At 58.4% G+C, this 26,682-nt stretch carries 27 protein-coding genes and 1 riboswitch; of the genes, 6 read left to right on the top strand and 21 right to left on the bottom strand.

The genetic code is table 11. The annotated features are described in order from the left end of the window. Positions 1–34: 34 nt before the first annotated feature. From AC0TN7_RS17775 to moaA, 6 genes are all read right to left on the bottom strand, one after another. The gene (locus AC0TN7_RS17775; RefSeq protein WP_024908758.1) at positions 35–742 is read right to left on the bottom strand and encodes a Bax inhibitor-1/YccA family protein; all 708 of its coding nucleotides are present in this window, start codon (positions 740–742) and stop codon (positions 35–37) included. Positions 743–806: 64 nt separating this feature from the next. Next, on the bottom strand, positions 807–1,259 hold the full coding sequence (moaE, locus tag AC0TN7_RS17770) for a molybdopterin synthase catalytic subunit MoaE (RefSeq protein WP_024908759.1): 453 nt from the start codon (positions 1,257–1,259) through the stop codon (positions 807–809). Position 1,260: 1 nt separating this feature from the next. Continuing rightward, entirely contained in the window at positions 1,261–1,506 is a 246-nt protein-coding gene (gene moaD / locus AC0TN7_RS17765) for a molybdopterin synthase sulfur carrier subunit (RefSeq protein ID WP_024908760.1), read from the bottom strand. Continuing rightward, positions 1,499–1,984 carry a cyclic pyranopterin monophosphate synthase MoaC gene (moaC, locus tag AC0TN7_RS17760; RefSeq protein WP_008501142.1) on the bottom strand — a complete coding sequence of 162 codons (486 nt, stop codon included), beginning with the start codon at positions 1,982–1,984 and terminating at the stop codon, positions 1,499–1,501. The genes moaD and moaC overlap by 8 nt, the downstream gene beginning before the upstream one ends. Before the next feature lie 3 nt (positions 1,985–1,987). After that, a complete protein-coding gene (gene moaB / locus AC0TN7_RS17755) occupies positions 1,988–2,500 on the bottom strand; it encodes a molybdenum cofactor biosynthesis protein B (RefSeq protein WP_024908761.1) in 513 nt (170 codons plus the stop codon). 24 nt (positions 2,501–2,524) lie between these two features. Continuing rightward, positions 2,525–3,514: a GTP 3',8-cyclase MoaA gene (moaA, locus tag AC0TN7_RS17750; protein ID WP_032645389.1), complete on the bottom strand. Its 990-nt coding sequence runs from the start codon at positions 3,512–3,514 to the stop codon at positions 2,525–2,527. Continuing rightward, a riboswitch (molybdenum cofactor riboswitch) is annotated at positions 3,502–3,635 on the bottom strand. It overlaps the preceding gene by 13 nt. Before the next feature lie 225 nt (positions 3,636–3,860). Here moaA and yvcK point away from each other — a divergent pair. Continuing rightward, complete coding sequence (gene yvcK / locus AC0TN7_RS17745) at positions 3,861–4,769, top strand: uridine diphosphate-N-acetylglucosamine-binding protein YvcK (protein WP_024908762.1); 909 nt, start codon at positions 3,861–3,863, stop codon at positions 4,767–4,769. 93 nt (positions 4,770–4,862) lie between these two features. Here yvcK and uvrB read toward each other — a convergent pair whose 3' ends face one another. Next, a complete protein-coding gene (gene uvrB, locus AC0TN7_RS17740; RefSeq protein WP_024908763.1) occupies positions 4,863–6,878 on the bottom strand; it encodes an excinuclease ABC subunit UvrB in 2,016 nt (671 codons plus the stop codon). 752 nt (positions 6,879–7,630) lie between these two features. On the opposite strand from uvrB, the gene AC0TN7_RS17735 reads away from it, so the two are divergent. Then, positions 7,631–8,353 carry an ABC transporter ATP-binding protein gene (locus AC0TN7_RS17735; RefSeq protein WP_463726947.1) on the top strand — a complete coding sequence of 241 codons (723 nt, stop codon included), beginning with the start codon at positions 7,631–7,633 and terminating at the stop codon, positions 8,351–8,353. Here AC0TN7_RS17735 and bioD read toward each other — a convergent pair. Genes bioD through bioB form a run of 4 tightly spaced genes read right to left on the bottom strand, consistent with a single transcriptional unit; the run spans position 8,316 to position 11,943 of the window. Further along, the gene (gene bioD / locus AC0TN7_RS17730; protein WP_267216833.1) at positions 8,316–9,017 is read right to left on the bottom strand and encodes a dethiobiotin synthase; all 702 of its coding nucleotides are present in this window, start codon (positions 9,015–9,017) and stop codon (positions 8,316–8,318) included. The genes AC0TN7_RS17735 and bioD overlap by 38 nt on opposite strands. After that, entirely contained in the window at positions 9,010–9,765 is a 756-nt protein-coding gene (bioC, locus tag AC0TN7_RS17725; RefSeq protein WP_463726948.1) for a malonyl-ACP O-methyltransferase BioC, read from the bottom strand. Before bioC ends, bioD begins: the two co-directional genes overlap by 8 nt. Next, a complete protein-coding gene (gene bioF, locus AC0TN7_RS17720) occupies positions 9,749–10,906 on the bottom strand; it encodes an 8-amino-7-oxononanoate synthase (protein ID WP_463726949.1) in 1,158 nt (385 codons plus the stop codon). The genes bioC and bioF overlap by 17 nt, the downstream gene beginning before the upstream one ends. Next, a complete protein-coding gene (gene bioB, locus AC0TN7_RS17715; RefSeq protein ID WP_033144975.1) occupies positions 10,903–11,943 on the bottom strand; it encodes a biotin synthase BioB in 1,041 nt (346 codons plus the stop codon). Before bioB ends, bioF begins: the two co-directional genes overlap by 4 nt. An 86-nt stretch (positions 11,944–12,029) precedes the next feature. Between bioB and bioA the strand changes: the two genes are divergently transcribed. Both bioA and AC0TN7_RS17705 read left to right on the top strand, forming a co-directional pair. Next, positions 12,030–13,319: an adenosylmethionine--8-amino-7-oxononanoate transaminase gene (bioA, locus tag AC0TN7_RS17710; protein WP_463726950.1), complete on the top strand. Its 1,290-nt coding sequence runs from the start codon at positions 12,030–12,032 to the stop codon at positions 13,317–13,319. A 48-nt stretch (positions 13,320–13,367) separates the two neighbouring features. Then, complete coding sequence (locus AC0TN7_RS17705) at positions 13,368–13,844, top strand: kinase inhibitor (protein ID WP_024908770.1); 477 nt, start codon at positions 13,368–13,370, stop codon at positions 13,842–13,844. 109 nt (positions 13,845–13,953) lie between these two features. Here AC0TN7_RS17705 and hutH read toward each other — a convergent pair whose 3' ends face one another. The 5 genes from hutH to hutI all read right to left on the bottom strand — a co-directional run bounded on the left by hutH (position 13,954) and on the right by hutI (position 20,198). Continuing rightward, positions 13,954–15,474 carry a histidine ammonia-lyase gene (gene hutH / locus AC0TN7_RS17700; RefSeq protein WP_463726951.1) on the bottom strand — a complete coding sequence of 507 codons (1,521 nt, stop codon included), beginning with the start codon at positions 15,472–15,474 and terminating at the stop codon, positions 13,954–13,956. Beyond that, positions 15,471–17,159 carry a urocanate hydratase gene (gene hutU, locus AC0TN7_RS17695; protein ID WP_024908772.1) on the bottom strand — a complete coding sequence of 563 codons (1,689 nt, stop codon included), beginning with the start codon at positions 17,157–17,159 and terminating at the stop codon, positions 15,471–15,473. Before hutU ends, hutH begins: the two co-directional genes overlap by 4 nt. 126 nt (positions 17,160–17,285) lie before the next feature. Beyond that, a complete protein-coding gene (locus tag AC0TN7_RS17690) occupies positions 17,286–18,020 on the bottom strand; it encodes a histidine utilization repressor (RefSeq protein ID WP_024908773.1) in 735 nt (244 codons plus the stop codon). A 19-nt stretch (positions 18,021–18,039) separates the two neighbouring features. Beyond that, positions 18,040–18,978, bottom strand: a complete 939-nt coding sequence (hutG, locus tag AC0TN7_RS17685) for a formimidoylglutamase (RefSeq protein WP_473702314.1) — start codon at positions 18,976–18,978, stop codon at positions 18,040–18,042. Beyond that, positions 18,975–20,198, bottom strand: a complete 1,224-nt coding sequence (gene hutI, locus AC0TN7_RS17680; protein WP_417927106.1) for an imidazolonepropionase — start codon at positions 20,196–20,198, stop codon at positions 18,975–18,977. The genes hutG and hutI overlap by 4 nt, the downstream gene beginning before the upstream one ends. A gap of 224 nt (positions 20,199–20,422) precedes the next feature. On the opposite strand from hutI, the gene AC0TN7_RS17675 reads away from it, so the two are divergent. Continuing rightward, the gene (locus AC0TN7_RS17675; RefSeq protein WP_024908776.1) at positions 20,423–21,706 is read left to right on the top strand and encodes a putative acyl-CoA thioester hydrolase; all 1,284 of its coding nucleotides are present in this window, start codon (positions 20,423–20,425) and stop codon (positions 21,704–21,706) included. A gap of 120 nt (positions 21,707–21,826) precedes the next feature. On the opposite strand, the gene pgl is transcribed toward AC0TN7_RS17675, so the two are convergent. Then, the gene (pgl, locus tag AC0TN7_RS17670; protein WP_417927105.1) at positions 21,827–22,822 is read right to left on the bottom strand and encodes a 6-phosphogluconolactonase; all 996 of its coding nucleotides are present in this window, start codon (positions 22,820–22,822) and stop codon (positions 21,827–21,829) included. Between the two features lie 140 nt (positions 22,823–22,962). Between pgl and AC0TN7_RS17665 the strand changes: the two genes are divergently transcribed. After that, positions 22,963–23,781, top strand: a complete 819-nt coding sequence (locus AC0TN7_RS17665; RefSeq protein ID WP_417927104.1) for a pyridoxal phosphatase — start codon at positions 22,963–22,965, stop codon at positions 23,779–23,781. On the opposite strand, the gene modC is transcribed toward AC0TN7_RS17665, so the two are convergent. The 4 genes from modC to AC0TN7_RS17645 all read right to left on the bottom strand — a co-directional run bounded on the left by modC (position 23,782) and on the right by AC0TN7_RS17645 (position 26,633). Continuing rightward, positions 23,782–24,840, bottom strand: a complete 1,059-nt coding sequence (gene modC, locus AC0TN7_RS17660; RefSeq protein WP_024908779.1) for a molybdenum ABC transporter ATP-binding protein ModC — start codon at positions 24,838–24,840, stop codon at positions 23,782–23,784. Positions 24,841–24,842: 2 nt separating this feature from the next. Further along, a complete protein-coding gene (gene modB, locus AC0TN7_RS17655) occupies positions 24,843–25,532 on the bottom strand; it encodes a molybdate ABC transporter permease subunit (RefSeq protein WP_032649484.1) in 690 nt (229 codons plus the stop codon). Beyond that, positions 25,532–26,305, bottom strand: a complete 774-nt coding sequence (gene modA, locus AC0TN7_RS17650; protein WP_061715734.1) for a molybdate ABC transporter substrate-binding protein — start codon at positions 26,303–26,305, stop codon at positions 25,532–25,534. The genes modB and modA overlap by 1 nt, the downstream gene beginning before the upstream one ends. Positions 26,306–26,483: 178 nt before the next feature. Next, positions 26,484–26,633 (bottom strand): AcrZ family multidrug efflux pump-associated protein, encoded by a 150-nt coding sequence (locus AC0TN7_RS17645; protein WP_008501118.1) that lies wholly within the window; start codon positions 26,631–26,633, stop codon positions 26,484–26,486. Positions 26,634–26,682 lie beyond the last annotated feature (49 nt).

Raw genomic sequence — 26,682 nt, 5'->3', positions numbered from 1 at the left:
GGGTAAGGCGAAGCCGCCACCCGGCAAAGCAACCTTAACGACGGTTGCCGAAAATACGCAGCAGCATCAGGAACAGGTTGATGAAGTCCAGATACAGCGTTAGCGCGCCCAGGATCGCGTATTTGCGCAGGTTTGAACTGTCGCGCACGTCGATCTGCTCGCCGATGTTTTTCAGCTTCTGGGTGTCATACGCCGTCAATCCAACGAAGATCACCACCCCGATGTAGGTCACGGCCCACATCAGCGCTTCGCTCTTCAGCCACAGGTTCACCAGCGACGCCAGCACAATCCCGATCAGCCCCATAAACAGCATACTGCCGAAGCCGCTCAGATCGCGTTTCGTGGTGTAGCCGTACAGGCTCATCGCACCGAACATCCCGCCGGTGACCACGAAGGTGCTGGCAATGGATGAGTAGGTGTAAACGATAAAGATGCTGGAAAGCGTCAGCCCCGTTAGTGCCGAATAGAGCATAAACAGGGTCGTTGCCATGCCGGCACTCAGCTTTTGCACCAGACCGGAAAGCACAAACACCAGCGCCAGCTGCGCGATAATCAGCCCAAAGAAGGTGATCTTACTGGAGAAGATAAACATCATCAGCTCCGGCGTGTTCGCCGCATACCACGCGATAAACGCGGTAAGCAGCAGGCCAACCGTCATCCAGCCGTACACCTGAGCCATATACGTCTGCAGGCCGCTACGGGTCTGCTGTACTATTGAATCGGAACGCGGAAATCGGTCCATGATTCACTCCTGATTAAGATTAAGTAGACACACACGTTAAGATTAACACATCCACGTAAACCGACTACCAACGGCTGGCGGCTTGTTTATCGCTGTCGCGAGATTCTACCCAGCGATCGCCTTCCGGCGTGGCTTCGCGCTTCCAGAACGGCGCTCTGGTTTTGAGGTAATCCATAATGAACTCCCCTGCCGCAAACGCGCTGCCGCGGTGCGCGCTGGTCACTCCAACGAAGACAATCTCCTCGCCAGGCCACATCTCGCCGATGCGGTGAATTACCGTGATGCGGCCGAGCGGCCAGCGGCCCCGCGCCTCCTCCACAATCTCCGCCAGCGACTTCTCCGTCATCCCCGGATAGTGCTCCAGCGTCAGCGCCTTCACGCTGTCGCCGAGGTTGTGGTTGCGCACCTTGCCAGTAAAGGTCACGACCGCGCCGTCTTCATCGCGTTCCGCCAGCCAGCTGTATTCGGTCCCCACGTTAAAACGCCCGGGGCTCACCAGAATGCGGGTGTCAGCCATCTTAGCCCCCCGTTACCGGCGGGAAGAAGGCCACTTCATCCCCTTCGGCCAGCGAGTGGGTGAATTCCACCAGCGTCTGGTTAACGGCGGCCAGCAGCTTGCCTTCGTCCAGCGCCAGCGCCCAGCGGTCGCTCTGTGCCGCGAGATGCGCGCGCAGGGCAGCAACGTTTTCAAAAGACGCATCCAGCGTCAGGCTGTCGGTATTCACCAGCTCGCGCACCTGCGCAAAAAAGAGCACCTTAATCATGGCTGTCCACCTTAAAATCACCGGATTTTCCGCCGCTTTTTGCCAGCAGGCGAACCGGGCCAATCACCATATCTTTCTGCACCGCTTTGCACATGTCGTAGATGGTCAGCGCGGCGACGGAGGCCGCCGTCAGCGCCTCCATCTCCACGCCGGTTTTGCCGGTTAAGCGGCACAGCGATTCAATCCGCACCCGATTATGCTCCGGCTGCGCCTGAAGGTTCACTTCCACCTTGCTCAGCATCAGCGGATGGCACAGCGGGATGAGATCCCAGGTGCGCTTGGCGGCCTGAATCCCCGCGATGCGCGCGGTGGCAAAGACATCACCCTTGTGATGGCTGCCGTCGATGATCATCGCCAGCGTCTCCGGCAGCATGGTGACGAACGCTTCGGCGCGCGCCTCGCGCACCGTTTCGGCTTTGGCGGAAACATCCACCATATGCGCTTCACCGGCGGCGTTAATGTGGGTCAGTTGTGACATAGCTTATTTCTTTAAATGGGGATGGAAATTACACGGACGGGTACGGGCGTCCAGCTGCGGGGCGATGATGTTTTCCCACGCGGTGCGGCAGGCTTTGGTCGAACCCGGCATGGCGAAAATCAGGGTTTTGTTAGCCACCCCGGCAACGGCGCGCGACTGCAGCGTGGAGGTACCAATCTCTTCAAAGGAGAGCATGCGGAACACCTCGCCGAAGCCTTCCACCTCGCGGTCGAACAGCGGGATCAGCGCTTCAGGCGCCTGATCGCCTGCGGTAAAGCCGGTGCCGCCGGTGATCAGCACCACCTGCACCTCATCGCTGGCGATCCACTGAGAGACCTGCGCGCGAATGGCGTAGCGGTTCTCCTTCACGATCGCTTTATCGACGATGTGATGCCCCGCGTCATGGGCCGCCTCGCGCAGCCAGTGGCCGGAGGTATCATCCTCTTCGCCACGACGGTCGGAAACGGTAAGGATCGCAATACGTGTCGGGATAAATTCTGCGCTTACCTGACTCATTTTCTGTTTCCTTCTTAAGCCTGATTACCCGCCGATGTAAGACAGGTTCTGAGTAATGCCGGTATTGCCCTGATGCAGGAAGTGGGTCTGTTTTTTATGCGTCAGCGCTTCAGAAATGCGTGCTTCAAGCGCGTCCTGCTGCGCATCGTCTTCCAGCAGATCGCGAAGGTCTACGCCGCCGTCACCAAACAGGCAAAGATGGAGCTTGCCCACGGAGGAGACGCGCAGGCGGTTGCAGCTGGCGCAGAAATCTTTCTCGTAAGGCATGATAAGCCCGATCTCGCCTTCGTAATCCGGGTGGCAGAAGACCTGCGCCGGGCCGTCGCTGCGCTGGCGGATCTGATGGAGCCAGCCGCGTTTTAGCAGCTCGTCGCGCAGCACCATGCCGGAGATGTGATGGCGGCGGAACAGCTCGCTACCCTCGCCGGTTTCCATCAGCTCAATAAAACGCAGCTGAATGGGGCGGGATTTAATCCACGCCAGGAAGGTATCAAGCTGGTGATGGTTTACATCACGCATCAGCACCGTGTTGACTTTGACTTTTTCGAAGCCGGCCGCAAATGCCGCATCGATACCGTCCATGACCTGCTGGAATTTATCCTGGCCGGTAATGGCGTGGAACTGGCGGGCGTCCAGGCTATCGACGCTGACGTTGATCGCCGTCAGCCCCGCATCGCGCCAGGTCGCCACGTCGCGCGCCATGCGGTAACCGTTGGTGGTCACCGCAATCTGGCGGATACGTTCGTTTTCACGTACCGCGGCAATGATGTCAGGGAAATCGCGGCGCAGCGAGGGTTCACCGCCGGTAAGGCGCACTTTTTCGGTGCCGAGCTCAGAGAAGGCGCGCGTGACGCGGCGCACTTCATCCACGGAGAGAAAGCCGTTATTGGTGACGCTGCCCGGTTTGTAGCCATCGGGCAGGCAGTAGGTGCAACGGAAGTTGCACACATCGGTAATCGACAGACGTAAGTAATAAAACTTACGCGCGAAAGCATCAGTAAGTTGTGAAGCCATGTACACCTTTCCAGATCGGGAGGCACAGTCATTTCTTTCTGTACCCTGGTGGCAAATTCGCCACGGCCAGAGCGCCATATCTTTCGACACAGGCGCAAGGGCTAGAGTGTATGTTTTCAATTTTGAAAACGTGGTTAGGGCGATAGTAGCGCGGAAATTCTGACGGCGCCATTATCGCTTTTCGCTATATAATTAAGTATATAGCGAGTCATTCGTCCATTTTCGCTACAGAATACCTAAAAACCGCATTTTCACATTGATATACGTCATTTTGCATCGGGTGAAGCATCGTCTTTTAGGGGTAGTTAGGTTACTGTTACGCGATCGAACGTAATAAGGAATACGTATGCGCAATCGCACTTTTGCGGATCTTGACCGAGTGGTCGCTCTTGGCGGAGGACACGGCTTAGGCCGGGTTATGTCCTCTTTGTCGTCACTGGGCTCAAGGCTGACAGGGATAGTGACCACCACCGATAACGGCGGCTCAACCGGGCGCATTCGTCGTGCCGAAGGCGGCATTGCCTGGGGAGATATGCGCAACTGCCTGAACCAGTTAATTACCGAGCCGAGCGTCGCGTCGGCGATGTTTGAGTACCGTTTTGGCGGTAATGGCGAACTTTCCGGGCATAACCTCGGAAATCTGATGTTAAAGGCGCTGGATCACCTGAGCGTACGGCCTCTGGAAGCCATCAACTTAATCCGTAATCTGCTCAAAGTGGACGCATTCCTGATCCCCATGTCTGAACAACCGGTTGACTTGATGGCCATCGACGCCGAAGGGCATGAAGTTTACGGCGAGGTGAATATTGACCAGCTCCTTCTGCCGCCAACGGAGTTGATGACCTATCCGAGCGTGCCCGCCACGCGTGAAGCGGTAGAGGCAATCGGGGAAGCGGATCTTATCCTGATCGGTCCAGGCAGTTTTTATACCAGCCTGATGCCCATTCTGCTGGTGAAAGAGCTGGCGCAGGCGCTGCGCCGCACCCCGGCGCCGATGGTTTACATCGGTAATCTGGGACGTGAACTGAGCCCGGCGGCGGCGAGCCTGTCGCTGGCAGACAAACTTGAATTAATGGAGCATTACGTCGGCAAGAAAATCATTGACGGCGTAGTCGTGGGACCAAAAGTGGATGTGTCAGGGATTGGCAATCGTCTGGTGGTGCAGGAGCCGCTGGAGGCCTCAGACATCAAGTATCGCCACGACCGCCATCTGCTGCGCGAGGCGCTGGAGAAGGCGATTCAGGCGCTGGGTTAGCAAAAACCCCCCGGTGGCGCTGCGCTTACCGGGGCTACAAAAGACGCTAACCCCGTAGGCCCGGTAAGCGCAGCGCCACCGGGCAAAACCGTCTCACGATGCCGCGATAAACAGATCCCGCAGCTGATGAAGCTGGTCGCGGATCTGCGCCGCCTCTTCGAACTCCAGGTTCTGCGCGTGCTGCATCATCTGACCTTCCAGCTCGTGGATTTTCTGCTGCAGCGCTTTCGGCGTCAGCACGACGGTATCTTCTTCCACCACTGAACGCGCCTTGCCGCGGCCTTTCGCTTTGGTTTTGGCAATGTTCTGACCCAGCGCCAGAATATCCACCACCTTCTTGTTCAGACCCTGCGGCGTAATGCCGTGTTCTTCGTTGTAGCGCTGCTGTTTCTCGCGGCGGCGTTCCGTCTCACCAATCGCTTTCGCCATCGACGGGGTAATTTTGTCACCGTACAGAATCGCTTTACCGTTGACGTTACGCGCCGCACGACCGATGGTCTGGATCAGGGAGCGTTCAGAACGCAGGAAGCCCTCTTTGTCCGCATCGAGAATCGCCACCAGCGAGACCTCCGGCATATCGAGACCTTCTCGCAGCAGGTTAATCCCTACCAGCACGTCAAACTCGCCCAGACGCAGGTCGCGGATAATCTCCATGCGCTCCACGGTATCGATATCCGAGTGCAGATAACGCACCTTCTCGCCGTGCTCTTCGAGATACTCGGTCAGGTCTTCCGCCATACGCTTGGTGAGCGTGGTCACCAGCACGCGCTCGTTGATGGCGGAACGGGCGCGGATCTCAGAGAGCAGGTCGTCCACCTGGGTGGCCACCGGACGCACCTCGATAACCGGATCCAACAGCCCGGTCGGACGCACCACCTGGTCAACCACCTCATCGCCCGATTTTTCCAGCTCGTAGTTGCCCGGCGTGGCCGAAACGTAGATGGTTTGCGGCGCGAGCGCCTCAAACTCTTCAAATTTCATCGGACGGTTATCCAGCGCCGACGGCAGGCGGAAGCCGTACTCTACCAGCGTCTCTTTACGCGCCCGGTCGCCGCGGTACATCCCGCCGATCTGCGGGATCGTAACGTGGGATTCGTCGATCACCAGCAAACCGTCTGCCGGAAGGTAATCAAACAGCGTCGGCGGCGGCTCGCCCGGCCCGCGCCCGGAGAGGAAGCGGGAGTAGTTTTCAATGCCGGAGCAGTAGCCCAGCTCGTTCATCATCTCAAGGTCAAACTGGGTGCGCTGGCTCAGGCGCTGCTCTTCCAGCAGCTTATTGTTCGCCAGCAGCACCTTACGGCGCTCGGCCAGCTCCACTTTGATCTCTTCCATCGCCTGCACGATACGCTCGCGCGGCGTCACGTAGTGCGTTTTCGGGTAGATGGTGAAGCGCTGGATCACCGACTCAACGTGTCCGGTCAGCGGGTCGAAGAGCGACAGGCGTTCAACCTCTTCGTCGAACAGCTCGACGCGCAGTGCCATATCGTCCGATTCCGCCGGGAAGATGTCGATCACCTCACCGCGTACGCGGAAGGTGCCGCGCTGGAACGCCTGATCGTTACGCGCATACTGCAGCTCCGCCAGACGACGGACGATGGCGCGCTGGTCGATGATCATCCCCTGCGTCAGGTGCAGCATCATCTTGAGATAGAGATCCGGATCGCCGAGACCGTAGATCGCGGAAACCGATGCGACAACGACCACATCGCGACGCTCCAGAAGCGCCTTAGTGGCCGACAGACGCATCTGCTCGATGTGTTCGTTCACCGAGGCATCTTTCTCAATGAAGGTGTCAGAGCTCGGTACATAAGCTTCAGGCTGGTAGTAATCGTAGTAGGAGACGAAATACTCCACGGCGTTTTCCGGGAAGAACTCTTTCATCTCGCCGTAAAGCTGTGCTGCCAGGGTTTTATTGGGTGCCAGCACCATCGTGGGGCGCTGGAGATCCGCAATCACGTTGGCGATGGTGAACGTTTTACCCGAGCCGGTTACCCCCAGCAGCGTCTGGTGCGCCAGCCCATCTTCCAGCCCTTCTTCCAGACGACGGATCGCCTCAGGCTGATCGCCAGATGGACGGAAAGCAGAATTCAATTTGAACGGTTTACTCATGGGCGACAACCTGATGACGTTATAAGCGGCAGGTGAGTAATTTTACTCCTTGTTGCCAGGAATGCCAGTAAAAAACACTGGATGAAAAACCAGTAGCATGTCAGGATATTTAGAGTAGCGCCTGAATGATTAGCGCGATAGCGACCAAAATTTGGACTGTGACAATATAAAACACCAGTCAGGTCAGGTTATCCCCAGAACTTTTTCTTTTTTAACATTTGTCAAGCCAGGTAATGATAGTTTTGTGGCAACGAGTGACACTTTCATGACGGGAATTGCTTTTATCTAAGCAATTAAATAATAAACGATATTTTCTAAAGCCGCGTTTCGCGTCAATTTGGGCGTAAGCCGCGTCTTCTCTCGCTTATCGCGTGTTTTCTAACTCTAATGCACATGGTTATCCACAGGAATAGTGGATAACTGCTTCCAGCCCATGCAGACTGGCGCTCGGCAAATTCCCGGATTTTCCCACGAGACGGCGGTAAAAAATTTTTATAGCTATTTTTTGCTGATTAACAGTTGCGTCATTCATAACCAACCGATGCGATCTTGCTCACATTTTCAGCATTTCGGGTTCTGCACCACAACTCAACACCGCCAGCACCGTCGATGTGCAATCCCGTTTTTTCTCACCCCCTCTCCGGTGACTTATTCCTAAAAAAGCCGGTTTTTTAAACGCTTTTCGGTTTCTGGCAGGGGTTTTGCAGATTCAAACCCGAGCCTCACCTACACACATTTTTAAGGAGAGAAAGATGTTGAGTCTGCGTGCTGTGAATCAGTTTTACGGAAGCCAACATACGCTATGGAACGTGAATTTGGATTTTCCGCAAGGGATGTGTACAGGCGTCGTTGGCCTGCCGGGAATGGGGAAAACCACCCTCATGAATTGCATCGCCGGGAGAGTGCCCGTCGAAAGCGGTAGCATCATCTGGCATGAGGCAGGCGCGCCGCCGCGCGATTTGCTTAACCTGCCGCCAGAACAGCGTTCAGGAACGGAGATAGGCTATGTCCCGCAGGACAGGCGGATCTTCTCCCAGTTAACGATTGAGGAGAATCTGCATATCGCCATGCGGGCGATGGGGAAACCCAACCCTGAAGCGAAAAATGACGTTTACGACCTGTTTCCAGCGCTCTACGCATTGCGACAGACCCGCGCCAACACGCTCTCTCCGGACGACCAGTACCAGCTGGCGCTGGCTAATGCGCTGGTGAACCGTCCTCACCTGCTGATCCTCGATGAGCCCCTGCACGGCGCAGGACACAGCTTCGCTCAGAAGCTGGGGCAGCTGCTGGCGCGCTTAAACCGGGAGTTAGGTATGACGGTGCTGTTAGCGGAGCAGCAGCTGTCGTTTATCCGCCGGGTTGCGGACCGTTTCTGTATGCTCTATCGCGGGCGTAACGTGGCGCAGGGCCACGTTAACGAACTGGATGACGAGCTTATCGCGCACTGGATGTCGCGGGAAGCAAGACGCTGAGATCGAGATAACGCCCGGTTTCGGCATTTTCCGCGCCGTCAGCAAGCCAGGGAATTTCTCCGAGGCACGGGGCGGGAAGAACGCGCCTGAGCGTCGCCAGATACTCCTGGTGTCGTTTCCCCGGCGCAACCACGTCGTTGGCTATCCAGCCCGCCAGACGCAGCCCGGCCTGCCGTATGGCCTGCGCGGTCAGCATGGCGTGATTGATGCAGCCCAGCTTAACGCCGACGACCAGAATGACCGGAAGCTGCTCGGCCTGCACCCAGTCAGCAAACGTCTGCGTGTCCGAAAGCGGCGTAAACCAGCCTCCAGCCCCTTCCACCAGCACCCAGTCGGCCTGGCTTTCCAGCGCCCGTAACCCGGCTGAAAGCAGGGCGAAATCAATCGGACGACCTTCGTCAGCGCTGATGATGTGCGGCGAGGTCGGCTCGGCAAAGGTGTACGGATTGACCGCTGAATAGGCGAGTTCACGCGTGCTGTTACGCTGGAGCGCCAGCGCGTCGGTGTTGCGTAACCCTTCCGCCGTCATCTCGCTGCCGGAAGCAACGGGCTTATATCCGGCGGTGTTTTTTCCGAGCTTTCGTGCCGCCTGCAGCAGCGCAGAGCTGGCCACCGTTTTGCCCACTTCCGTATCCGTTCCGGTGACAAAATAACGTTCAGTCACGTTCGATAATCCCATGAAAAAGTTGATAAGAGAGCGGGAAATAACCCCGCTGCTGAGGCCAGGCCAGCTCCAGCCGCTGCAGCTGTCCGCGGGTGAGTGGTTTTTTCTCCCGTCCGGTATGCAGGTGCGTGGCGCCGATGCCCTTCAGCGAACGCATGGCGCTGAACGCATCGCTAAAATTGAGCGTGATGGTCTGCACCGTGCTGCGGTAGCGCCAGCCTGTCAGCGCCTGCGTCACCTGCTCATGCGATAAAAAACGGTTAGCGTGCGGCTGCTCATCCACCGCTTTCCACGCCTGATTCAGCTCCGGCAGCGAACTCTCCAGCAAGGTGGTAAAGGCCACCTTCCCGCCCGGTCGCGCCACGCGATAAAGCTCGCGCAAGGCCTGCGGCAGGCTGCTGCACCACTGGACCGCCAGATGGCTCCAGACCAGATCGAACTGCGCATCCGCCAGCGGGATCGCCTCGATATCGGCCAGCAGATAGCGATCTGCCGCCTGCCGCTGGCGTGCCTCTTCCAGCATCTGGGCTGAGAGATCGATAGCCGTCACCTGGCTTCCTGCCCCGCGCCAGTAGCGGCTGTTGCTGCCCGGACCACAGCCGGCGTCGAGTACCTGCGGAAAACGACTCTCGCCAAGCGCGGTCAGAAGCCCCTGCGCGCTCAGACGCTGCAGCTCATCGTGCTGCGAATAGCTCTGCGCGGCGCGACCAAATGCCGCCGCGATGGCCTGCTTATTCACCGGCAACATGGAGCGCCTCCAGCAACGTCTCAATATCCTGTCGTTCATGCGCCGCCGTCAGGGTTAAGCGCAGCCGCGCGGTACCTGGCGGGACCGTTGGCGGGCGGATGGCGGTCACCCACATGCCGCGCTGGCGCAGCGCCTGTGCCAGCGCCAGCGCGCGGGCATTTTCACCGACAATCACCGGCTGGATAGCGCTCTGCGAATCGGGACTGCGGAAGGGCAGCGCCTCAAGTCCCTGACGGAAGCGAGCGATATGCTCTGCCAGACGCTGGCGACGTTCATCCCCTTCTGCGCTGCGGATCACCGCCAGCGATGCAGACAGCGCCACGGCCTGCGCCGGGGGCATGCTGGTGCTATAGATTAGGTGTCGGGCAAACTGCAGCAGATAGTCGGCGACGGATTCGCTGCACAGCACGGCGGCGCCGCTGACGCCAAAACCTTTGCCGAAGGTGACAATCAGCAGCTCCGGCTTCACGTTTTGCTGATACGCGCTCCCGCGCCCTTCGTCGCCCATTACGCCAATGCCGTGGGCATCGTCCACCAGCAGCCAGGCGTTTTGCCGTTTGGCGGTATCGTGCAGCGCGGCAAGCGGCGCGCTGTCGCCGTCCATGCTGAATACCCCTTCCGTGACCGCCAGCTGTTGTCCGTCGCAGGGTTTATCCAGCAGCGCAGCAAGCTGTCCCGCATCGTTATGAGCAAAGCGGCGCAGCTGCGCCGGGCTTAAATGTGCCGCCTCCAGCAGGGAGGCGTGACTTAAGCGGTCGGCGACAATGCGGTCCTCTTTTTCCATCAGGGCAGTAATCACCGCCTGGTTGGCGGCAAAGCCGGAGATAAACAGCAGCGCGCGCGGGTAGCCGAGCCAGTCAGCCAGTTCCTCTTCCAGCGCATGATGCGCTGTGGTGTATCCGCTGACGTGTCCCGAGCCGCCGCTGCCCACGCCAAACCGCTCAGCGCCCTGCTGCCAGGCGCGGATAATGGCCGTATGCTGGCTCAACCCGAGATAGTCGTTGCTGGAGAAATTACAAAACTGCCGCCCGTCGCGGGTAAGAAAACGGCCCGCGCCGTTTTCCACCACCCTGCGAACGCGAAATGCCTCTGCCGCCCGACGGTCGTCAAGCGCAGAGTTGATACGTGCCTGCCAGGTCATACGGCTGCCGCGTTGTAGAACTGGTCGGTGTCGGCGTTGAAAATCTGCTGCTCCAGCTGCTGCTGTTGCTCGTTATCGCCCGTCAGCACCTCGGTCTGATGCGGGTTAAGCCCCAGCTTGCGGAACAGCTGAACGTCTTTGTCCTCTTCCGGGTTCGGCGTGGTCAGCAGCTTGCAGCCATAGAAGATAGAGTTGGCTCCGGCCATAAAGCACATGGCCTGGGTCTGCTCGTTCATCTGCTCGCGACCGGCAGAGAGGCGCACGAAAGAGGTCGGCATCATGATGCGCGCCACCGCGATGGTGCGAATAAAATCAAACGCATCCACGTCATCGTTGTCCGCCAGCGGCGTGCCCTTGACCTTCACCAGCATGTTGATCGGCACGCTTTCCGGCGGGGTCGGCAGGTTAGCCAGCTGCAGCAGCAGGCCCGCGCGGTCTTTCACCGTTTCGCCTAAACCCACGATACCGCCGGAGCACACTTTGATTCCGGCATCACGCACTTTATCCAGCGTATCCAGACGCTCCTGGTAGGTACGCGTGGTGATGATGTTGCCGTAAAATTCCGGCGAGGTGTCGAGGTTGTGGTTGTAGTAGTCCAGCCCCGCCGCCGAGAGGCGCTGCGCCTGCTCCTCGTTGAGCGTGCCGAGCGTCATACAGGCCTCTAGGCCCATCTCCTTCACGCCTTTTACCATCTGCTCCAGGTAAGGCATGTCGCGATCGTGCGGGTTCTTCCACGCCGCGCCCATGCAGAAGCGGGTCGAGCCGGCGTTTTTCGCCTTGCGCGCCGAGTCGAGTACCTGCTCAACTTCCATCAGCCGTTCGGATTCCAGGCCGGTTTTGTAGCGCGCGCTCTGCGGGCAATATTTGCAGTCTTCAGGGCAGGCACCGGTTTTGATCGACAGCAGCGTGCTGACCTGAACATGGCGAGGATCGAAGTGCTGACGATGCACCTGTTGGGCTTCGAACATCAGCTCAAGGAAAGGTTTATTGAATAATTCAGTGACTTGCGACATCGTCCAGCGTGCGTGGTGAGCCATGGGGCTTCTCCAAAGGGTTTTGTTAATTTTCGGTTCGGTTTATACTCGTAAACCTAAAACTTTTCAAAATGGTTTACAAGTCGATTATGACCCAGGACGATCTCGCCTTCGACAAGCAGCATATCTGGCACCCTTACACCTCCACGACCCGCCCCCTTCCCGTCTATCCGGTGACCTCCGCCCACGGCTGCGAGCTGCATCTCGCCAGCGGCGAACAGCTCGTTGACGGGATGTCATCCTGGTGGGCGGCCATTCACGGGTACAACCACCCGCGCCTGAATGCGGCAATGAAGGCGCAGATTGACCAGATGTCGCACGTGATGTTCGGCGGTATCACCCATCAGCCCGCGGTGGATTTATGCCGTCGCCTGGTGGCGATGACGCCTGACTCGCTGGAGTGCGTGTTCCTGGCGGATTCCGGCTCCGTGGCGGTGGAAGTGGCGATGAAAATGGCGCTGCAGTACTGGCACGCGAAGGGCGAAACGCGCCAGCGGTTCCTCACCTTCCGCAACGGCTATCACGGGGATACCTTCGGGGCGATGTCGGTATGCGATCCGGACAACTCCATGCACAGCCTGTGGAAGGGCTATCTGCCGGAAAACCTGTTTGCCCCGGCCCCCCAGAGCCGCTTCGACGGCGAGTGGAACGAGATGGACATGGTCGGCTTCGCGCGGCTGATGGCGGCGCATCGCCATGAAATCGCCGCCGTGATACTTGAGCCGATTGTGCAGGGCGCGGGGGGGATGCGGATGTACCACCCGGAATGGTTGAGGCGTATTCGCAGGATGTGCGACCGCGAGGGCATTCTGCTGATTGCCGATGAGATCGCCACCGGCTTTGGCCGCACCGGCAAGCTGTTTGCCTGCGAACATGCGGGTATCGCCCCGGATATTCTGTGCCTCGGCAAAGCGCTGACCGGCGGCACCATGACGCTCTCCGCCACGCTCATGACCCGCCAGGTCGCCGACACCATCAGCGACGGCGAAGCAGGCTGCTTTATGCACGGCCCGACGTTTATGGGTAATCCTCTCGCCTGCGCCGTCGCAAGCGAAAGCCTCGCCATTCTGGAGAGCGGCGAGTGGCAAACGCAGGTGGCGGCGATTGAAGCGCAGCTGAAAGCAGAGCTGAGCGCCGCCTCAGGGGCGAATTTCGTCGCGGACGTGCGCGTGCTGGGCGCCATCGGGGTGATTGAAACCACCCATCCGGTGAATATGGCGGCGCTACAGCGCTTCTTCGTGGACCAGGGCGTGTGGGTACGGCCTTTCGGCAAGCTTATCTACCTGATGCCGCCGTACAGCATTACGCCGGAGCAGCTGCGAAAATTAACCGACGCGGTTGTAACAGCCGTTAACATTCCCGCGCATTTCACGATTTAACCCTATGCATTACACTTGCTGAACGAGCGATCAACGAGGGTAAACCGTATGAAAATCATCAGCAAAGATCTGCGCGACGGTGAAAAACTGCCGGAGCGTCACGTTTTCAACGGCATGGGGTATCAGGGAGACAATATCTCCCCACACCTGGCGTGGGATGAGGTTCCGGCAGGCACCAAAAGCTTTGTCGTGACCTGCTACGACCCGGATGCGCCTACTGGCTCCGGCTGGTGGCACTGGATTGTGGCGAACCTGCCTGCCGACACGCGCGTCCTGCCGCAGGGTTCCGGTTCAGACCTGGTTGCCCTGCCTGAAGGTGCCATTCAGACGCGCACTGACTTCGGTAAAGCGGGCTACGGGGGCGCGGCGCCGCCAAAAGGGGAAACCCACCGCTATATCTTCACGGTGCACGCGCTGGATGTGGAGAAGATTGAGGTCGATGAAGGGGCGAGCGGCGCGATGGTCGGGTTTAACGTGCATTTCCATACGCTTGGCAGCGCGTCGATTACGGCGATGTATTCGTAATAGTGCGGGCTGATGCCCTCACCCCGGCCCTCTCCCACAGGGAGAGGGAGAAAACCTGGCAATTCCCTCTCCCTTTGGGAGAGGGTTAGGGTGAGGGTGAGGGGAAAAATCACAGCACCGAAGGTAACAGCCCCACCAGCCGCCCTTCTTCCAGAAGCTGCATCGCCTTATCAATATCCGGGGCAAAGAAGCGGTCGTCGTCGTAATGGGTGACGTGCTCGCGCAGCACCTGACGCGCCTGCTCCAGCAGCGGGCTGGATTTTAGCCCTTCACGCAGATCGATACCCTGACTTGCCGCCAGCCATTCCACCGCCAGCACGCCGCGGGTGTTGGAGGCCATTTCCCAGAGACGACGCCCGGCAGCCGGTGCCATCGAAACGTGATCTTCCTGGTTTGCAGACGTTGGCAGGCTGTCCACGCTGTGCGGGTGCGACAGTGCTTTGTTCTCGCTTGCCAGCGCTGCGGCCGTCACCTGAGCAATCATAAAGCCCGAGTTGACCCCGCCGTTACGCACCAGGAACGGTGGTAGCTGGGACATATGTTTATCCATCATCAGCGCGATACGGCGCTCGGACAACGCGCCGACTTCGGCAATCGCCAGGGCGATATTATCCGCCGCCATCGCTACCGGCTCGGCGTGGAAGTTACCGCCGGAGACCACCTCGTTTTCCTGGGCGAACACCAGCGGGTTATCGGACACCGCGTTGGCTTCGACCAGCAGCACCTCCGCCGCCTGACGCAGCTGCGTCAGGCACGCGCCCATCACCTGCGGCTGGCAGCGCAGGGAATACGGATCCTGCACCTTTTCGCAGTTATGGTGTGAATCGGCAATTTCGCTGGTGTCGGTAAGCACGTGACGGTACATCGCGGCGGCATCAATCTGCCCGCGCTGACCGCGCACCTCGTGGATGCGGGCATCGAACGGGCGACGCGAGCCCAGCACGGCTTCGGTGGTCAGCGCGCCGCACACCACCGCCGAGGCAAACAGATCTTCCGCTTCAAACAGGCCGCGCAGCGCGAAAGCGGTCGATGCCTGCGTGCCGTTCAGCAGTGCCAGCCCCTCTTTCGCCGCCAGCGTAATGGGCGTTAAGCCGGCTTTTTTCAGCGCCTCTTTCGCAGGCAGCCACTCGCCCTGCCAGCGCGCTTTGCCTTCGCCCAGCAGCAGCAGCGACATGTGCGCCAGCGGGGCAAGATCGCCGGATGCCCCAACAGAGCCTTTTGCCGGGATCCACGGATAGACTTCCGCATTGACCAGCGCCATCAGCGCCTGAATCACGCTCAGGCGAATGCCTGAAAAGCCGCGCGCCAGGCTGTTGATTTTGAGGACCATCATCAGACGGACAATCTCATCGTCAAGCGGCTGGCCGACGCCCGCCGCGTGCGACAGCACCAGCGAACGCTGCAGGTTTTCCAGATCGTGCGTCGCGATGCGGGTCTGCGCCAGCAGCCCAAAGCCGGTGTTAATCCCGTAGGCAGTGCGCCCTTCGGCCACAATGGCTTCCACACAGGCAACGCTGTCATTAATGGCCGCGTGCGCGCTTTCATCCAGCGAAAGGGTGACCGGTTTACGCCAGACGTTACGCAGCTGTTTGAGCGTCAGCGAGCCGGGAGTGAGTGTTAATGCGTTCATTCATGCTTTCCTTGTGTGGCAGGGATCATCGGCAGGTTAAGGCCCTGCTCTTTGGCACAGTCAATGGCAATCTCATAACCCGCATCCGCGTGACGCATCACGCCGGTTGCCGGGTCGTTGTGGAGTACGCGAGCGATACGCGCGGCGGCTTCATCGGTTCCGTCGCAGACGATGACCATCCCGGAATGCTGGGAGAAGCCCATCCCCACGCCGCCACCGTGGTGCAGCGATACCCAGGTCGCGCCGCTGGCGGTATTCAGAAGAGCGTTCAGCAGCGGCCAGTCGGAGACCGCATCCGAGCCGTCGCGCATGGCTTCGGTTTCGCGGTTCGGGCTGGCGACGGAGCCGGAGTCCAGGTGGTCGCGGCCAATGACGATCGGCGCGGAAACTTCACCGCTGCGCACCATTTCGTTGAAGGCCAGACCGAGTTTTTGCCGCCACTCCAGCCCTACCCAGCAGATACGCGCCGGCAGGCCCTGGAAGTTAATGCGCTCGCGGGCCATATCCAGCCAGCGGTGCAGGTGTTCGTCATCGGCGACGATCTCCTTCACTTTGGCGTCGGTTTTGTAGATATCCTCCGGGTCACCGGACAGGGCAACCCAGCGGAACGGACCGATGCCGCGGCAGAACAGCGGGCGAATATAGGCAGGAACGAAGCCCGGGAAGTCGAAGGCGTTATTCACGCCCATCTCTTTCGCCATCTGGCGAATGTTATTGCCGTAATCAAAGGTCGGAATGCCCATCTTGCTGAAGGCCAGCATCGCGGAGACGTGTTCCGCCATGGAGCGTTTCGCGGCAAGCACCGTGCCTTCCGGATCGGTTTCCGCTTTTTGCTGATAGTCTTCCCACGTCCAGCCTTTTGGCAGGTAACCGTGCAGCGGGTCATGGGCGCTGGTCTGGTCGGTAACCAGATCCGGGCGTACGCCGCGGGCGACGAGCTGCGGGAGAATGTCCGCCGCGTTGCCGCACAGGGCAATCGACACCGCTTTACCTTCAGACGTGTATTTTTTGATGCGCGCCAGCGCATCGTCCAGGTCGGTTGCCTGTTCGTCGACGTAACGGGTACGCAGACGGAAATCAATGCGGCTCTGCTGGCATTCAATATTGAGCGAGCACGCGCCGGCAAGCGTGGCGGCCAGCGGCTGCGCGCCGCCCATCCCACCGAGACCCGCGGTCAGCACCCAGCGGCCTTTGAGCGAGCCATTATAGTGCTGGCGACCGGCTTCCACGAAGGTTTCGTAGGTGCCCTGCACAATCCCCTGACTGCCGATGTAGATCCAGCTACCCGCGGTCATCTGGCCATACATCGCCAGCCCTTTCGCGTCCAGTTCGTTGAAGTGTTCCCAGGTGGCCCAGTGCGGCACGAGGTTAGAGTTGGCGATCAGCACGCGCGGCGCGTTTTTGTGCGTTTTGAACACGCCCACCGGCTTGCCGGACTGCACCAGCAGGGTTTCGTCATGTTCGAGTTCGGTCAGGGATTTTACAATTGCGTCATAGCATTCCCAGTTGCGCGCGGCGCGGCCTATGCCGCCGTAGACCACCAGCTCGTGGGGGTTCTCCGCCACCTCAGGATCAAGGTTGTTCATCAACATACGCAGCGGGGCTTCGGTGAGCCAGCTTTTGGCGGTGAGAGTGGTGCCGCGCGCGGCGCGGACATCCTGCTGGCGGTATTTACCTGACGACATTGTGTGCTCCTCATACGGGACAGTGATGCATTTAGATATACTTGTATAGACAAGCACACACAAGGTCAGTTTTAACAAAAAAGATACAATTTTGTTATATTGCGTTAGCTATCACGCTTTTAAAACTTATGACATAAAGTGGCCCTGCAGCCGGTAACGGTTCCCCGGGAAAAGCAGTCGGGCATGCGACACAATGTGCGACGAGGACCAGGTTCGACGGCGGATCAGCAGGCACGGATCGTGCTCTTTAATTCGCAACCGTTCACACTCCTGCGGCGTGGCGCGCACGGCCTCCACAATGTGCTCCCCTTCCGTCAGCGGTGCGACGAGCGAGAGATAGGCGTGCGGCGTCGTCTGGGTGTAATCCTGGTTCAGATAGTCCGGTATCCGTTCAGCATTCACGCAGCGATCTTCAATCTGCACCGGAATGTCGTTCTCAAAATGCACCATAACCGAGTGGAAGATCCGGCTACCTTCTTTGACATTCAGCTCTACCGCCTGCTCGGCGCTGGCCTGGGTCTCTTCGAGCACCAGTACCTCACAGCGGTGCTGGTGATTACGCGAGGTTATCTCATCGGCAATACTGCGGATTTCAAACAGGGCGGATTGCCCTTTCGGTTCCGCCACAAATGTCCCCACGCCCTGCAGGCGCACCAGAAGCCCTTCGTCGGTCAGCTCGCGCAGCGCCCGGTTGACGGTCATCCGGCTAAAACCGAACTGCGCCACCAGCTCGGCCTCCGAGGGAATGCGATCGTGCGGCCGCCAGACGCCGGTGGCGATTTTTTCGCTGATCGCCTGCTTCACCTTTTCGTAGAAAGGCGCGGGAGGGCTCGACTGCGGCAGAGGTGAGCGTGAAAACATCGTAACTCCTTGAATAATATTATGCCCACCAGTGAGCAATTTGCCAGGCCAGACGGGCGGCAAGCTTTGCGCCCTGTCCGTCCCGATCGTACTGCGGGTTAAACTCTACCAGATCGGCGGCCTGTAGCTTACCGCTACGGCAGATTTGTTCGATAACCGGCAGAAGATCCAGCGCCGGTATGCCTAACGCAGCCGGAGCGGAAACGGCAGGCATTTCGCTGGCGGGCAGGACGTCCAGATCGATCGTCAGATAGATACGGTCAGCCTGCGCCAGCACTTTTTCCAGCGCAGATAGCGCATCGCGCCTGAAATGGAGATCTTCCACCAGCGTGACGTTCAGGCGTTCGGCCTCATCCCACAGAGCCTGCGTGTTGGCCGCCCGGCTCACGCCAAAGCAGGCGTACTGAAATGCCCGCCCGCGCTCATCGCAATAGTGCGCCAGCTGGCGAAACGGGGTGCCGGACGTCGCCCGGTCGGCCTTGCGCAGGTCAAGATGCGCATCAAGATTGATCACCGCCACGCGCTCGTTGGGGAACGCGTCCAGCACGCCCCGACCGTGTGCCCAGGCGGTTTCGTGCCCACCGCCAAAGACCAGCGTACGCATCCCGGACTGCTGACAGGCCGTAACGGCATCGCTTAACGCCTGCTGTGCCGCTTCCAGCTCGTCGCCTTCAACGTAAACCGAGCCCATATCCGCCAGCCGATCGTGTCCCTGATGGCTTGCCATATTCGCCAGCGCCTTTCGCAGCATATCAGGCGCCTGCACGGCGCCGGGCCTGCCCTGATTGCGTTTTACCCCTGCATCACATTCAAAGCCTATCAGCGCGATGCCGGATGAAAGCGGCGTGAACTGCCCCTGCTGCTTTATCGTCTGGAAAATGCGCGTCGCATTGCTGGCCTCGGCGCTGTCGTCGCGCCCCTGCCAGACCGTTTCGGCTACGGACCGCCATAACCTCATACTGCCTCCCCACGGAAAATACGTTGATACAGCGGATTGCGTCCCGGCTCGTAGACCATCTCAACCGGATGATGAGCATCCCAGACGATAAAATCGGCGACAAACCCGGCCCGCAGCTGTCCGTGGGTTGCACCACGCCCCAGCGCCTGCGCCGCGTGTCGCGTCACGCCAGCCCAGGCCTCTTCCGGCGTCAGGCCGAACTGGACGCAGGCCATGTTCATCGCCAGGTGCAGGCTGGCAAACGGGCTGGTGCCGGGGTTGTAGTCGGTGGCGACCGCCATCGGCACACCCTGTTTTCTGAGCTGTTCAACCGGCGGACGCTGGCGCTCCTGCAGAAAATAGAACGCCCCCGGCAACAGGACCGCAACCGTGCCGCTTTCCGCCATCGCCTGAACGCCTGCGTCGTCAAGATATTCGATATGATCGGCGGAGCGTCCCTTATACCGGCTAACCAGCGCCGCACCGCCCTGATTCGACAGCTGTTCGACATGTCCTTTCACCGGGATGCCGAGCGCGGTTGCCGCCTGAAAGAGGCGCTCGGTTTGCGACGGGGTAAAGCCGACGTTTTCGCAGAACACGTCTACTGCTTCATATAACTCTTTTTGCCACAGCGTGGGCAATATCTGCTCACAGACCAGCGTGAGATACGCATCTGGATCCTGTCGGTATTCCGGCGGAACCGCATGGGCCGCCAGCAGCGTAGGGCTGATATCGATCGGATTATTGAGGCTCAGCTGGCGGGCAACCTGCAGCATCTTCTCTTCGGCCTCGGGGTTTAGACCGTATCCCGACTTGATTTCAACCGTAGTGACGCCTTCATTCATCAGTCGCTGAAGCCGCTGCTGCGCCAGTTTAAGCAGGGTTTCGGGTGAGCTGCTGCGCGTCGCCGTCACGGTCGCGTTAATCCCGCCCCCCTGGACGCTGATGGTTTGATAAGAGACGCCGTTCAGACGCTGCTCCCACTCCGCCGCGCGATCGCCGCCAAACACCAGGTGGGTATGGCAGTCAATCAGGCCAGGCGTGACCAGACGCCCCTGGAGATCGACACAGTGAGGGTGTCCGGCAGGAATGTCAGATTCAGGGATCACGGCCAGAAGGGTGTGGCCGCGCACGACCAGGGCATGTTGCTCTTTCAGTCCATAGGGCGCAGAGACGTCCGGCACCATCGTAGCCAGTCGCGCATTTCGCCATATTACATCGTCGGGATGAATCTGCTGCATGGGCATTCCACTTGTCATAGGTTGTATAGACATTTATTTTCATCTGTTGCCTGCTGTCAACCGACTTTGTGGAAAATGTTATTTATTTGTGATCACTTACCTGCGGCTTCGGGGCTAAAAATGCAACTTTTACCCTTTTTATCTTCCCGTTTCGCTCAACTTAGTATAAAAAAGCAGGCTATTTCGTCTATCCCGTAAAGACTTGCATACCCAGGAGCTTCACCTTGAACATTTCCAGGATTTCCCGTCTGGCGTTAGCACTCGCCTTTGGCGTGACCTTATCCGCATGCAGTTCAACCCCACCGGATCAGCGACCTTCTGAGCAGGTTGCGCCCGGTACCGCCTCCCGCCCGATTTTGTCCGCTGATGAAGCGAAGAACTTCGATCGTGCGCACTACTTCTCAGCGATGGATCCTAACGCTGCACCGTGGACACCGTCGTCTATTAACCTGCCTAAACAGCCTGACTTCGTGGTAGGCCCGGCGGGTGCGCAGGGCGTAACGCATACCTCTATTCAGGCTGCGGTTGATGCTGCCATCACTAAACACAGCGCGTCTCGCCAGTACATCGCGATCCTGCCAGGTGAATATGAAGGCACCGTGTATGTTCCGGCCGCACCAGGCAGCATTACGCTTTACGGTCTGGGCGAAAAAGCTATCGACGTAAAAATTGGCCTGGCGATTGATTCCGAAATCGACAGCAACACCTGGCGTCACCTGGTGAACCCGGCCGGTAAATATATGCCGGGTAAACCGGCGTGGTACATGTTTGATAACTGCCAGAGCAAGCGTTCCGCCACCATTGGCGTGATGTGCTCAGCGGTGTTCTGGTCTCAGAATAACGGTCTGCAGCTGCAGAACCTGACCATCCAGAATACCCTGGGCGACAGCGTTGATGCCGGTAACCACCAGGCCGTTGCGCTGCGTAGCGATGGCGACCAGGTGCAGATTAACAACGTCAACATTCTGGGCCGGCAGAACACCTTCTTCGTGACCAACAGCGGCGTGCAGAACGCCCTGCAGAATAACCGCCTGACCCGTACCCTGGTGACCAACAGCTACGTTGAAGGTGACGTGGATCTGGTGTCCGGTCGCGGCGCGGTGGTGTTTGATAACACCGATTTCCGCGTGGTGAACTCACGTACTCAGCAGGAAGGTTACGTGTTTGCTCCGGCAACCCAGTCTAACCTCTTCTACGGCTTCCTGGCCGTGAACAGCCGCTTTAATGCTGCCGGTGACGGCGTGGCGCAGCTGGGACGTTCCCTGGACGTGGACTCTGCCACTAACGGCCAGGTCGTGATCCGCGACAGCGTGATCAACGAAGGCTTCAACATGGCGAAGCCGTGGGCTGATGCAGCAATCTCCAAACGTCCGTTCTCCGGCAATACCGGTGCGATGGATGATAAAGGGAACGTGCAGCGCAACCTGAACGACGCTAACTTCAACCGCATGTGGGAATACAACAACCGCGGTCTGGGTAGCAAAGTGGTTGCTGAGCCGAAGCAGTAAGCTGTTTTGCCGGGTGGCGGCTTCGCCTTACCCGGCCTACATAACCCGTAGGCCCGGTAAACGCAGTGCCACCGGGCATAAAAAACCTCGCATTCGCGAGGTTTTTTTGTTTTAAGCCGCTTAGTGAGCGTTAACCACCACCCACATCGGCCCCTGGCCTACGGCGTAGCGCCCTTTCTCTTCCAGCAGACCCTGCTCGCCTTTGATTTCATACAGCGCGATGTGGTGGGATTTCTGCCCCGCTGCAATCAGGTATTTACCGCTGTGATCGATATTAAAGCCGCGCGGCTGGGTTTCCGTTGGCTGGAAGCCTTCAACCGCCAGCACGCTGCCGTCTTCAGAAACGCTAAACACGGTAATCAGGCTGGAGGTACGGTCACAGGTGTACAGATGGCGGCCATCTGGCGTAATGTGGATATCCGCCGCCCAGCGGGTGTCGGAGAAGTCAGACGGCATCATGTCCAGCGTCTGCACGCACTCAATCTGGCCGTTAGGATCTTTCAGTTCCCACACGTCCACAGAGCTGTTCAGTTCATTAACCACGTAGGCGTATTGCTGGTTCGGATGGAAGACCATATGGCGCGGGCCTGCGCCTTCAACGGTAGTCACTTCGGCAGGATTCTGCGCCACCAGGTGACCATCGTCGCTCAGGGTGAACAGGCAGATACGATCCTGCTTCAGCGCAGGCACCCACAGCGTGCGGTTATCCGGAGAGATATTCGCCGAGTGGCAGCCTTCAAGCCCTTCCACCACATCCACGGTTTCGACCGGAATGCCATTTTCCAGACGGGTTACGCTGACGCAACCCGCGTTATAAGAGCCGCTGAAGACAAAGTTGCCTTTACGATCGGTAGAAATATGGGTTGGGCTGCCCGGCAGCGGGGCTTCGGCAGTGTACGTCAGCGCGCCATCGTCCGGAGAAATGCGATAGGCCAGCACGCGGAACTCCGGGCGCACACCCACGTACAAGAAACGTTTATCCGGGCTGATGACCATCGGTTGCACCTGGCCTGGCACATCAACAACCTGCACCAGCGTGAGTGTCCCTTCGGTATTTAAACGCCAGACGTGGATCTGCTGGCTTTCAGGACTGGCGGTATAAACGGTTTGTTTCATGAATATTCACTCCTCACTGCGCATGAAAGTAGTTAACTTTTGACGGTGAATGCTGAATTGTCGACAGGAGTTTTGAAGCATTCGCCTCTCGGTGTACCATCCCATCAAAACGTAAATTCAATATTAACCCGGGAAAACAGATGACCTCGCGTGTGATTGCTCTGGATTTAGACGGTACCTTACTGACGCCGCAAAAAACCCTTCTCCCCTCTTCTCTGGAAGCGCTTAAACGCGCACAGGAAGCGGGATATCAACTCCTTATCGTAACGGGTCGACATCACGTTGCCATTCACCCTTTTTATCAGGCACTGGCGTTAGATACACCTGCAATTTGTTGTAATGGCACCTATTTGTATGATTATCAGGCAAAAAAGGTTTTAGCCTCCGACCCGCTGCCGGTTCCCCAGGCGCTGCAATTGATTGATCTGCTGGATGAGCATGCCGTTCACGGGCTGATGTACGTGGATAACGCGATGGTGTACGAGCGCCCAACCGGCCATGTGGTGCGCACCAGCAACTGGGCGTTGTCCCTGCCTGAAGCGCAGCGTCCGGTCTTTACTCAGGTATCTTCACTGCGTCAGGCAGCCCAGGACGTTGAGGCTATCTGGAAATTCGCCCTGACGGATGAAGACACGACCAAACTGAATACCTTTGCAAAACACGTGGAACAGACGCTGGGTCTGGAGTGCGAATGGTCCTGGCATGACCAGGTGGACATTGCCCGCAAAGGCAACAGCAAAGGCAAGCGTCTGACGCAGTTTGTGGAATCAAAAGGCTGGTCGATGCGGGATGTGATCGCCTTCGGCGACAACTACAACGACATCAGCATGCTGGAAGCCGCCGGTACCGGCGTGGCGATGGGCAATGCCGACGACGCGGTCAAAGCGCGTGCTAACGTGGTGATCGGCGACAACACCACCGACAGCATCGCGCAGTACATTTATACCCACCTGTTGTAATCAGGCGGTAATCGAGACGCTCTTAATTTGCGCGTAAAGCCACAGGCCGGGTTTGATCCCTAACTCATCCCTGGCCCACGGGCTGATGCGCGCCCAGAGCGTTCTGCTTCCCACTTCAAGCTTCACTTCCACCTGCCCGTTATCATCAAAACACTCCGCGACTTTGGCGCGCAGAATATTTCGAATACTGGTTTGCAGCGGTGGTTGCAGCACCAGCGAGACGTCCGACGCCTGAATGCGAATTCGCAGTACGGATTGTAACGGTTTATCAATCTTATTGACCCAAAGATGCTGATCACCCAGCGCCAGGGCGGTCATCGCATAGTGCGGGTGGTGTTCCAGCACGCTCACTTTCAGGATGCTGCTCTGCTGTTCCCGGGGTAACCACGGGTGCATTACGCTGCTGCCCCACACCTCTTCCAGGTTGCCGAAGGCCTTGACGCGGCCCTCTTCCAGCACCAGCACCTTGTCGGCCAGATGCAGGATCTCATCCAGCGAATGGCTGACGTAGAGCATCGGAATATTAATTTCCCGCGTCAGGCGCTGTAGATAAGGCAGAAGTTCACGTTTACGCGGAATATCCAGCGAGGCCAGCGGTTCGTCGAGCAGCAGCAGTTCGGGTGCGGTCAGCAACGCGCGGCCAATCGCCACGCGCTGTTTTTCTCCGCCGGAAAGCGAGGAAGGCAGCCTGTCGAGCAGAGGTTCAATGCCTAAAAGTGTCACCAGCTTATCAAACTGCCCGGCCATGCTTTTCGCCATGCCGTAACGCAGGTTGCCGCGCACGCTGTAGTGCGGGAATAAGCGCGCGTCCTGGAAAACATAGCCGATGTGGCGCTTATCCGGCGAGAGGTAAACTTTATTCTCCACGTCATTCAGGACGCGGTCATTCAGGACAATACGGCCTGACTGCGGGCGGGTCAGACCGCTGATGGCATTAATCAGCGACGTTTTTCCCGCCCCCGACACGCCGAAGATGGCGGTGATGCCGCTTGCCGGCAGCGTCTCGTTAAGCGTCAGGGTATGGTTTCCCAGCGTCTGGGTGAAATGGAGTTCCAGCATGCTTATTTCCCCATCCGCTCACGGCTGAGCCGCGCCAGCCATTCAGACACCATTAGCGATGCCAGCGCCAGCACAATTGAAATAATACACAGACGCGCCGCCGCGCCTTCACCGCCCGGCGTTTGAATCAGAGTATACATCGCCGACGGGATGGTTCGCGTCTCGCCGGGGATGTTCGACACAAACGTGATGGTCGCGCCAAACTCGCCCAGCGAGCGGGCGAAGGCCAGCACCGTCCCGACAATAATCCCGGGTAACGTCAGGGGAAGCGTGATGGTGAAAAAGACGCGCCAGCGCCCGGCCCCCAGCGTGCGGGCCGCCTGTTCAAGCTTTATGTCCACGCCTTCCAGCGCGAGGCGTATCGCCCTCACCATCAGCGGAAATGACATTACCGCCGCCGCCAGTACCGCACCGCGCCAGCTAAACGCAAACGTCAGCCCAAACCAGTCGTAGAGCTTCTCGCCGATAAAACCGCGCCGCCCCATCGAAATCAGCAGCAGGTAACCGACCACCACAGGCGGCAACACGAGCGGAAGATGAAGCACGCTGTCGAGCAGCGTTTTGCCGGGAAACTGACAGCGAACCAGTAACCAGGCAAAGAAGATCCCAAAGGGCAAACTCAGCGCAACCGCCAGGGAAGAGACTTTAAGGCTCAGCAGAACAGCCTGCCATTCAGGATCGGTCAATATCATCAGTGAGTCGTAAATCCGTAACGTTTAAAGATTGCGGACGCTTCCGGCCCCTTCAGGTAATCGCGGAAGGCCGTCACGGTCGCATTTTTATGTCCATCAACAATCGCAACAGGATATTCCACTTTCTTGTGGGAGTCTTCCGGGAACGTTGCGACCACTTTTACACCTTTACTGGCAACGGCATCAGAGCCATACACAATGCCCAGCGGGGCTTCGTTGCGTTCCACCAGCGCCAGCGCGCCGCGTACATCTTCCGCCGGAGCCAGCTTCGGCGACAATGTCTCCCATGCACCAAGCTTTTGCAGCGCTTCTTTGGCATAAATACCGGCCGGAACGTGCTCCGGATCGCCCACCGCCAGACGGCCACCGTTCAGCAGGCTCGTCCAGTTGGTCTCTTTGTTGATGGTAATGTCCGCCTGGGCGCTGGCTTTTGGCGCCACGACAACCAGGCTATTCCCCAGCAGCGTTTCGCGGGTTGCCGCATCAATCGCTTTCTTCTCCACCGCGTAATCCATCCACTTCTGATCGGCAGAGATGAACAGATCCGCCGGTGCGCCCGCTTCTATCTGGCGCGCCAGCGTCGAGGAAGAGGCAAAAGAGGAGACCACCTCGACGTTTTTCTCTTTTTTATACGCCGCCGCGATATCCTGCAGCGCGTTGGTCAGCGACGCCGCCGCAAAGACCGTGATTTTACCGTCGTCCGCCAGCGCGTGGCCGGTAAGTGAAAGCGTCAGCGTTGCCCCTGCGAAAAGGCGTACCCAGGTACGTGCCATTTTTAACTCCTGTGAGTAGCGTTATATACATATTAATATAACGGTAACGTCAGGGAGATCCCAGCGTTAAATCGTACCGCTGAAGAGGTAAACCGGTGTGATACGTTAAATATTATCGGCGAAAACGGGAAAATCTTGAGAGCAAAACGCCCGGACAAGCCGGGCGTTTTGTGGGGAATCAATGCTGCTTTTTAGCCTGGTCTCTGTGACCAATGTTCGAAAAGACGTTGAACACTTCACCCAGGCCGTAGATGGCACCGAGGATGATGGCCATCACTACTGGTACCATGATCACGGCGAATACCAGACTTTTCAACAACTCTAACATGGTTTTCTCCAGATATTGTGAATAGCTTATTCTACCCTTTCAAGTGAGA

It is taken from the genome of Enterobacter sp. PL_is511, from assembly GCF_055816065.1.
This window is presented reverse-complemented; position numbering and strand designations above follow the sequence as displayed.

Coding starts and splice junctions, on each gene's coding strand:
- AC0TN7_RS17775 (WP_024908758.1), bottom strand. CDS start 742: ATGGACCGATTTCCGCGTTCCGATTCAATAGTACAGCAGACCCGTAGC.
- moaE (WP_024908759.1), bottom strand. CDS start 1,259: ATGGCTGACACCCGCATTCTGGTGAGCCCCGGGCGTTTTAACGTGGGG.
- moaD (WP_024908760.1), bottom strand. CDS start 1,506: ATGATTAAGGTGCTCTTTTTTGCGCAGGTGCGCGAGCTGGTGAATACC.
- moaC (WP_008501142.1), bottom strand. CDS start 1,984: ATGTCACAACTGACCCACATTAACGCCGCCGGTGAAGCGCATATGGTG.
- moaB (WP_024908761.1), bottom strand. CDS start 2,500: ATGAGTCAGGTAAGCGCAGAATTTATCCCGACACGTATTGCGATCCTT.
- moaA (WP_032645389.1), bottom strand. CDS start 3,514: ATGGCTTCACAACTTACTGATGCTTTCGCGCGTAAGTTTTATTACTTA.
- yvcK (WP_024908762.1), top strand. CDS start 3,861: ATGCGCAATCGCACTTTTGCGGATCTTGACCGAGTGGTCGCTCTTGGC.
- uvrB (WP_024908763.1), bottom strand. CDS start 6,878: ATGAGTAAACCGTTCAAATTGAATTCTGCTTTCCGTCCATCTGGCGAT.
- AC0TN7_RS17735 (WP_463726947.1), top strand. CDS start 7,631: ATGTTGAGTCTGCGTGCTGTGAATCAGTTTTACGGAAGCCAACATACG.
- bioC (WP_463726948.1), bottom strand. CDS start 9,765: ATGTTGCCGGTGAATAAGCAGGCCATCGCGGCGGCATTTGGTCGCGCC.
- bioF (WP_463726949.1), bottom strand. CDS start 10,906: ATGACCTGGCAGGCACGTATCAACTCTGCGCTTGACGACCGTCGGGCG.
- bioB (WP_033144975.1), bottom strand. CDS start 11,943: ATGGCTCACCACGCACGCTGGACGATGTCGCAAGTCACTGAATTATTC.
- bioA (WP_463726950.1), top strand. CDS start 12,030: ATGACCCAGGACGATCTCGCCTTCGACAAGCAGCATATCTGGCACCCT.
- AC0TN7_RS17705 (WP_024908770.1), top strand. CDS start 13,368: ATGAAAATCATCAGCAAAGATCTGCGCGACGGTGAAAAACTGCCGGAG.
- hutH (WP_463726951.1), bottom strand. CDS start 15,474: ATGAACGCATTAACACTCACTCCCGGCTCGCTGACGCTCAAACAGCTG.
- hutU (WP_024908772.1), bottom strand. CDS start 17,159: ATGTCGTCAGGTAAATACCGCCAGCAGGATGTCCGCGCCGCGCGCGGC.
- AC0TN7_RS17690 (WP_024908773.1), bottom strand. CDS start 18,020: ATGTTTTCACGCTCACCTCTGCCGCAGTCGAGCCCTCCCGCGCCTTTC.
- hutG (WP_473702314.1), bottom strand. CDS start 18,978: ATGAGGTTATGGCGGTCCGTAGCCGAAACGGTCTGGCAGGGGCGCGAC.
- hutI (WP_417927106.1), bottom strand. CDS start 20,198: ATGCAGCAGATTCATCCCGACGATGTAATATGGCGAAATGCGCGACTG.
- pgl (WP_417927105.1), bottom strand. CDS start 22,822: ATGAAACAAACCGTTTATACCGCCAGTCCTGAAAGCCAGCAGATCCAC.
- AC0TN7_RS17665 (WP_417927104.1), top strand. CDS start 22,963: ATGACCTCGCGTGTGATTGCTCTGGATTTAGACGGTACCTTACTGACG.
- modC (WP_024908779.1), bottom strand. CDS start 24,840: ATGCTGGAACTCCATTTCACCCAGACGCTGGGAAACCATACCCTGACG.
- modB (WP_032649484.1), bottom strand. CDS start 25,532: ATGATATTGACCGATCCTGAATGGCAGGCTGTTCTGCTGAGCCTTAAA.
- modA (WP_061715734.1), bottom strand. CDS start 26,305: ATGGCACGTACCTGGGTACGCCTTTTCGCAGGGGCAACGCTGACGCTT.
- AC0TN7_RS17645 (WP_008501118.1), bottom strand. CDS start 26,633: ATGTTAGAGTTGTTGAAAAGTCTGGTATTCGCCGTGATCATGGTACCA.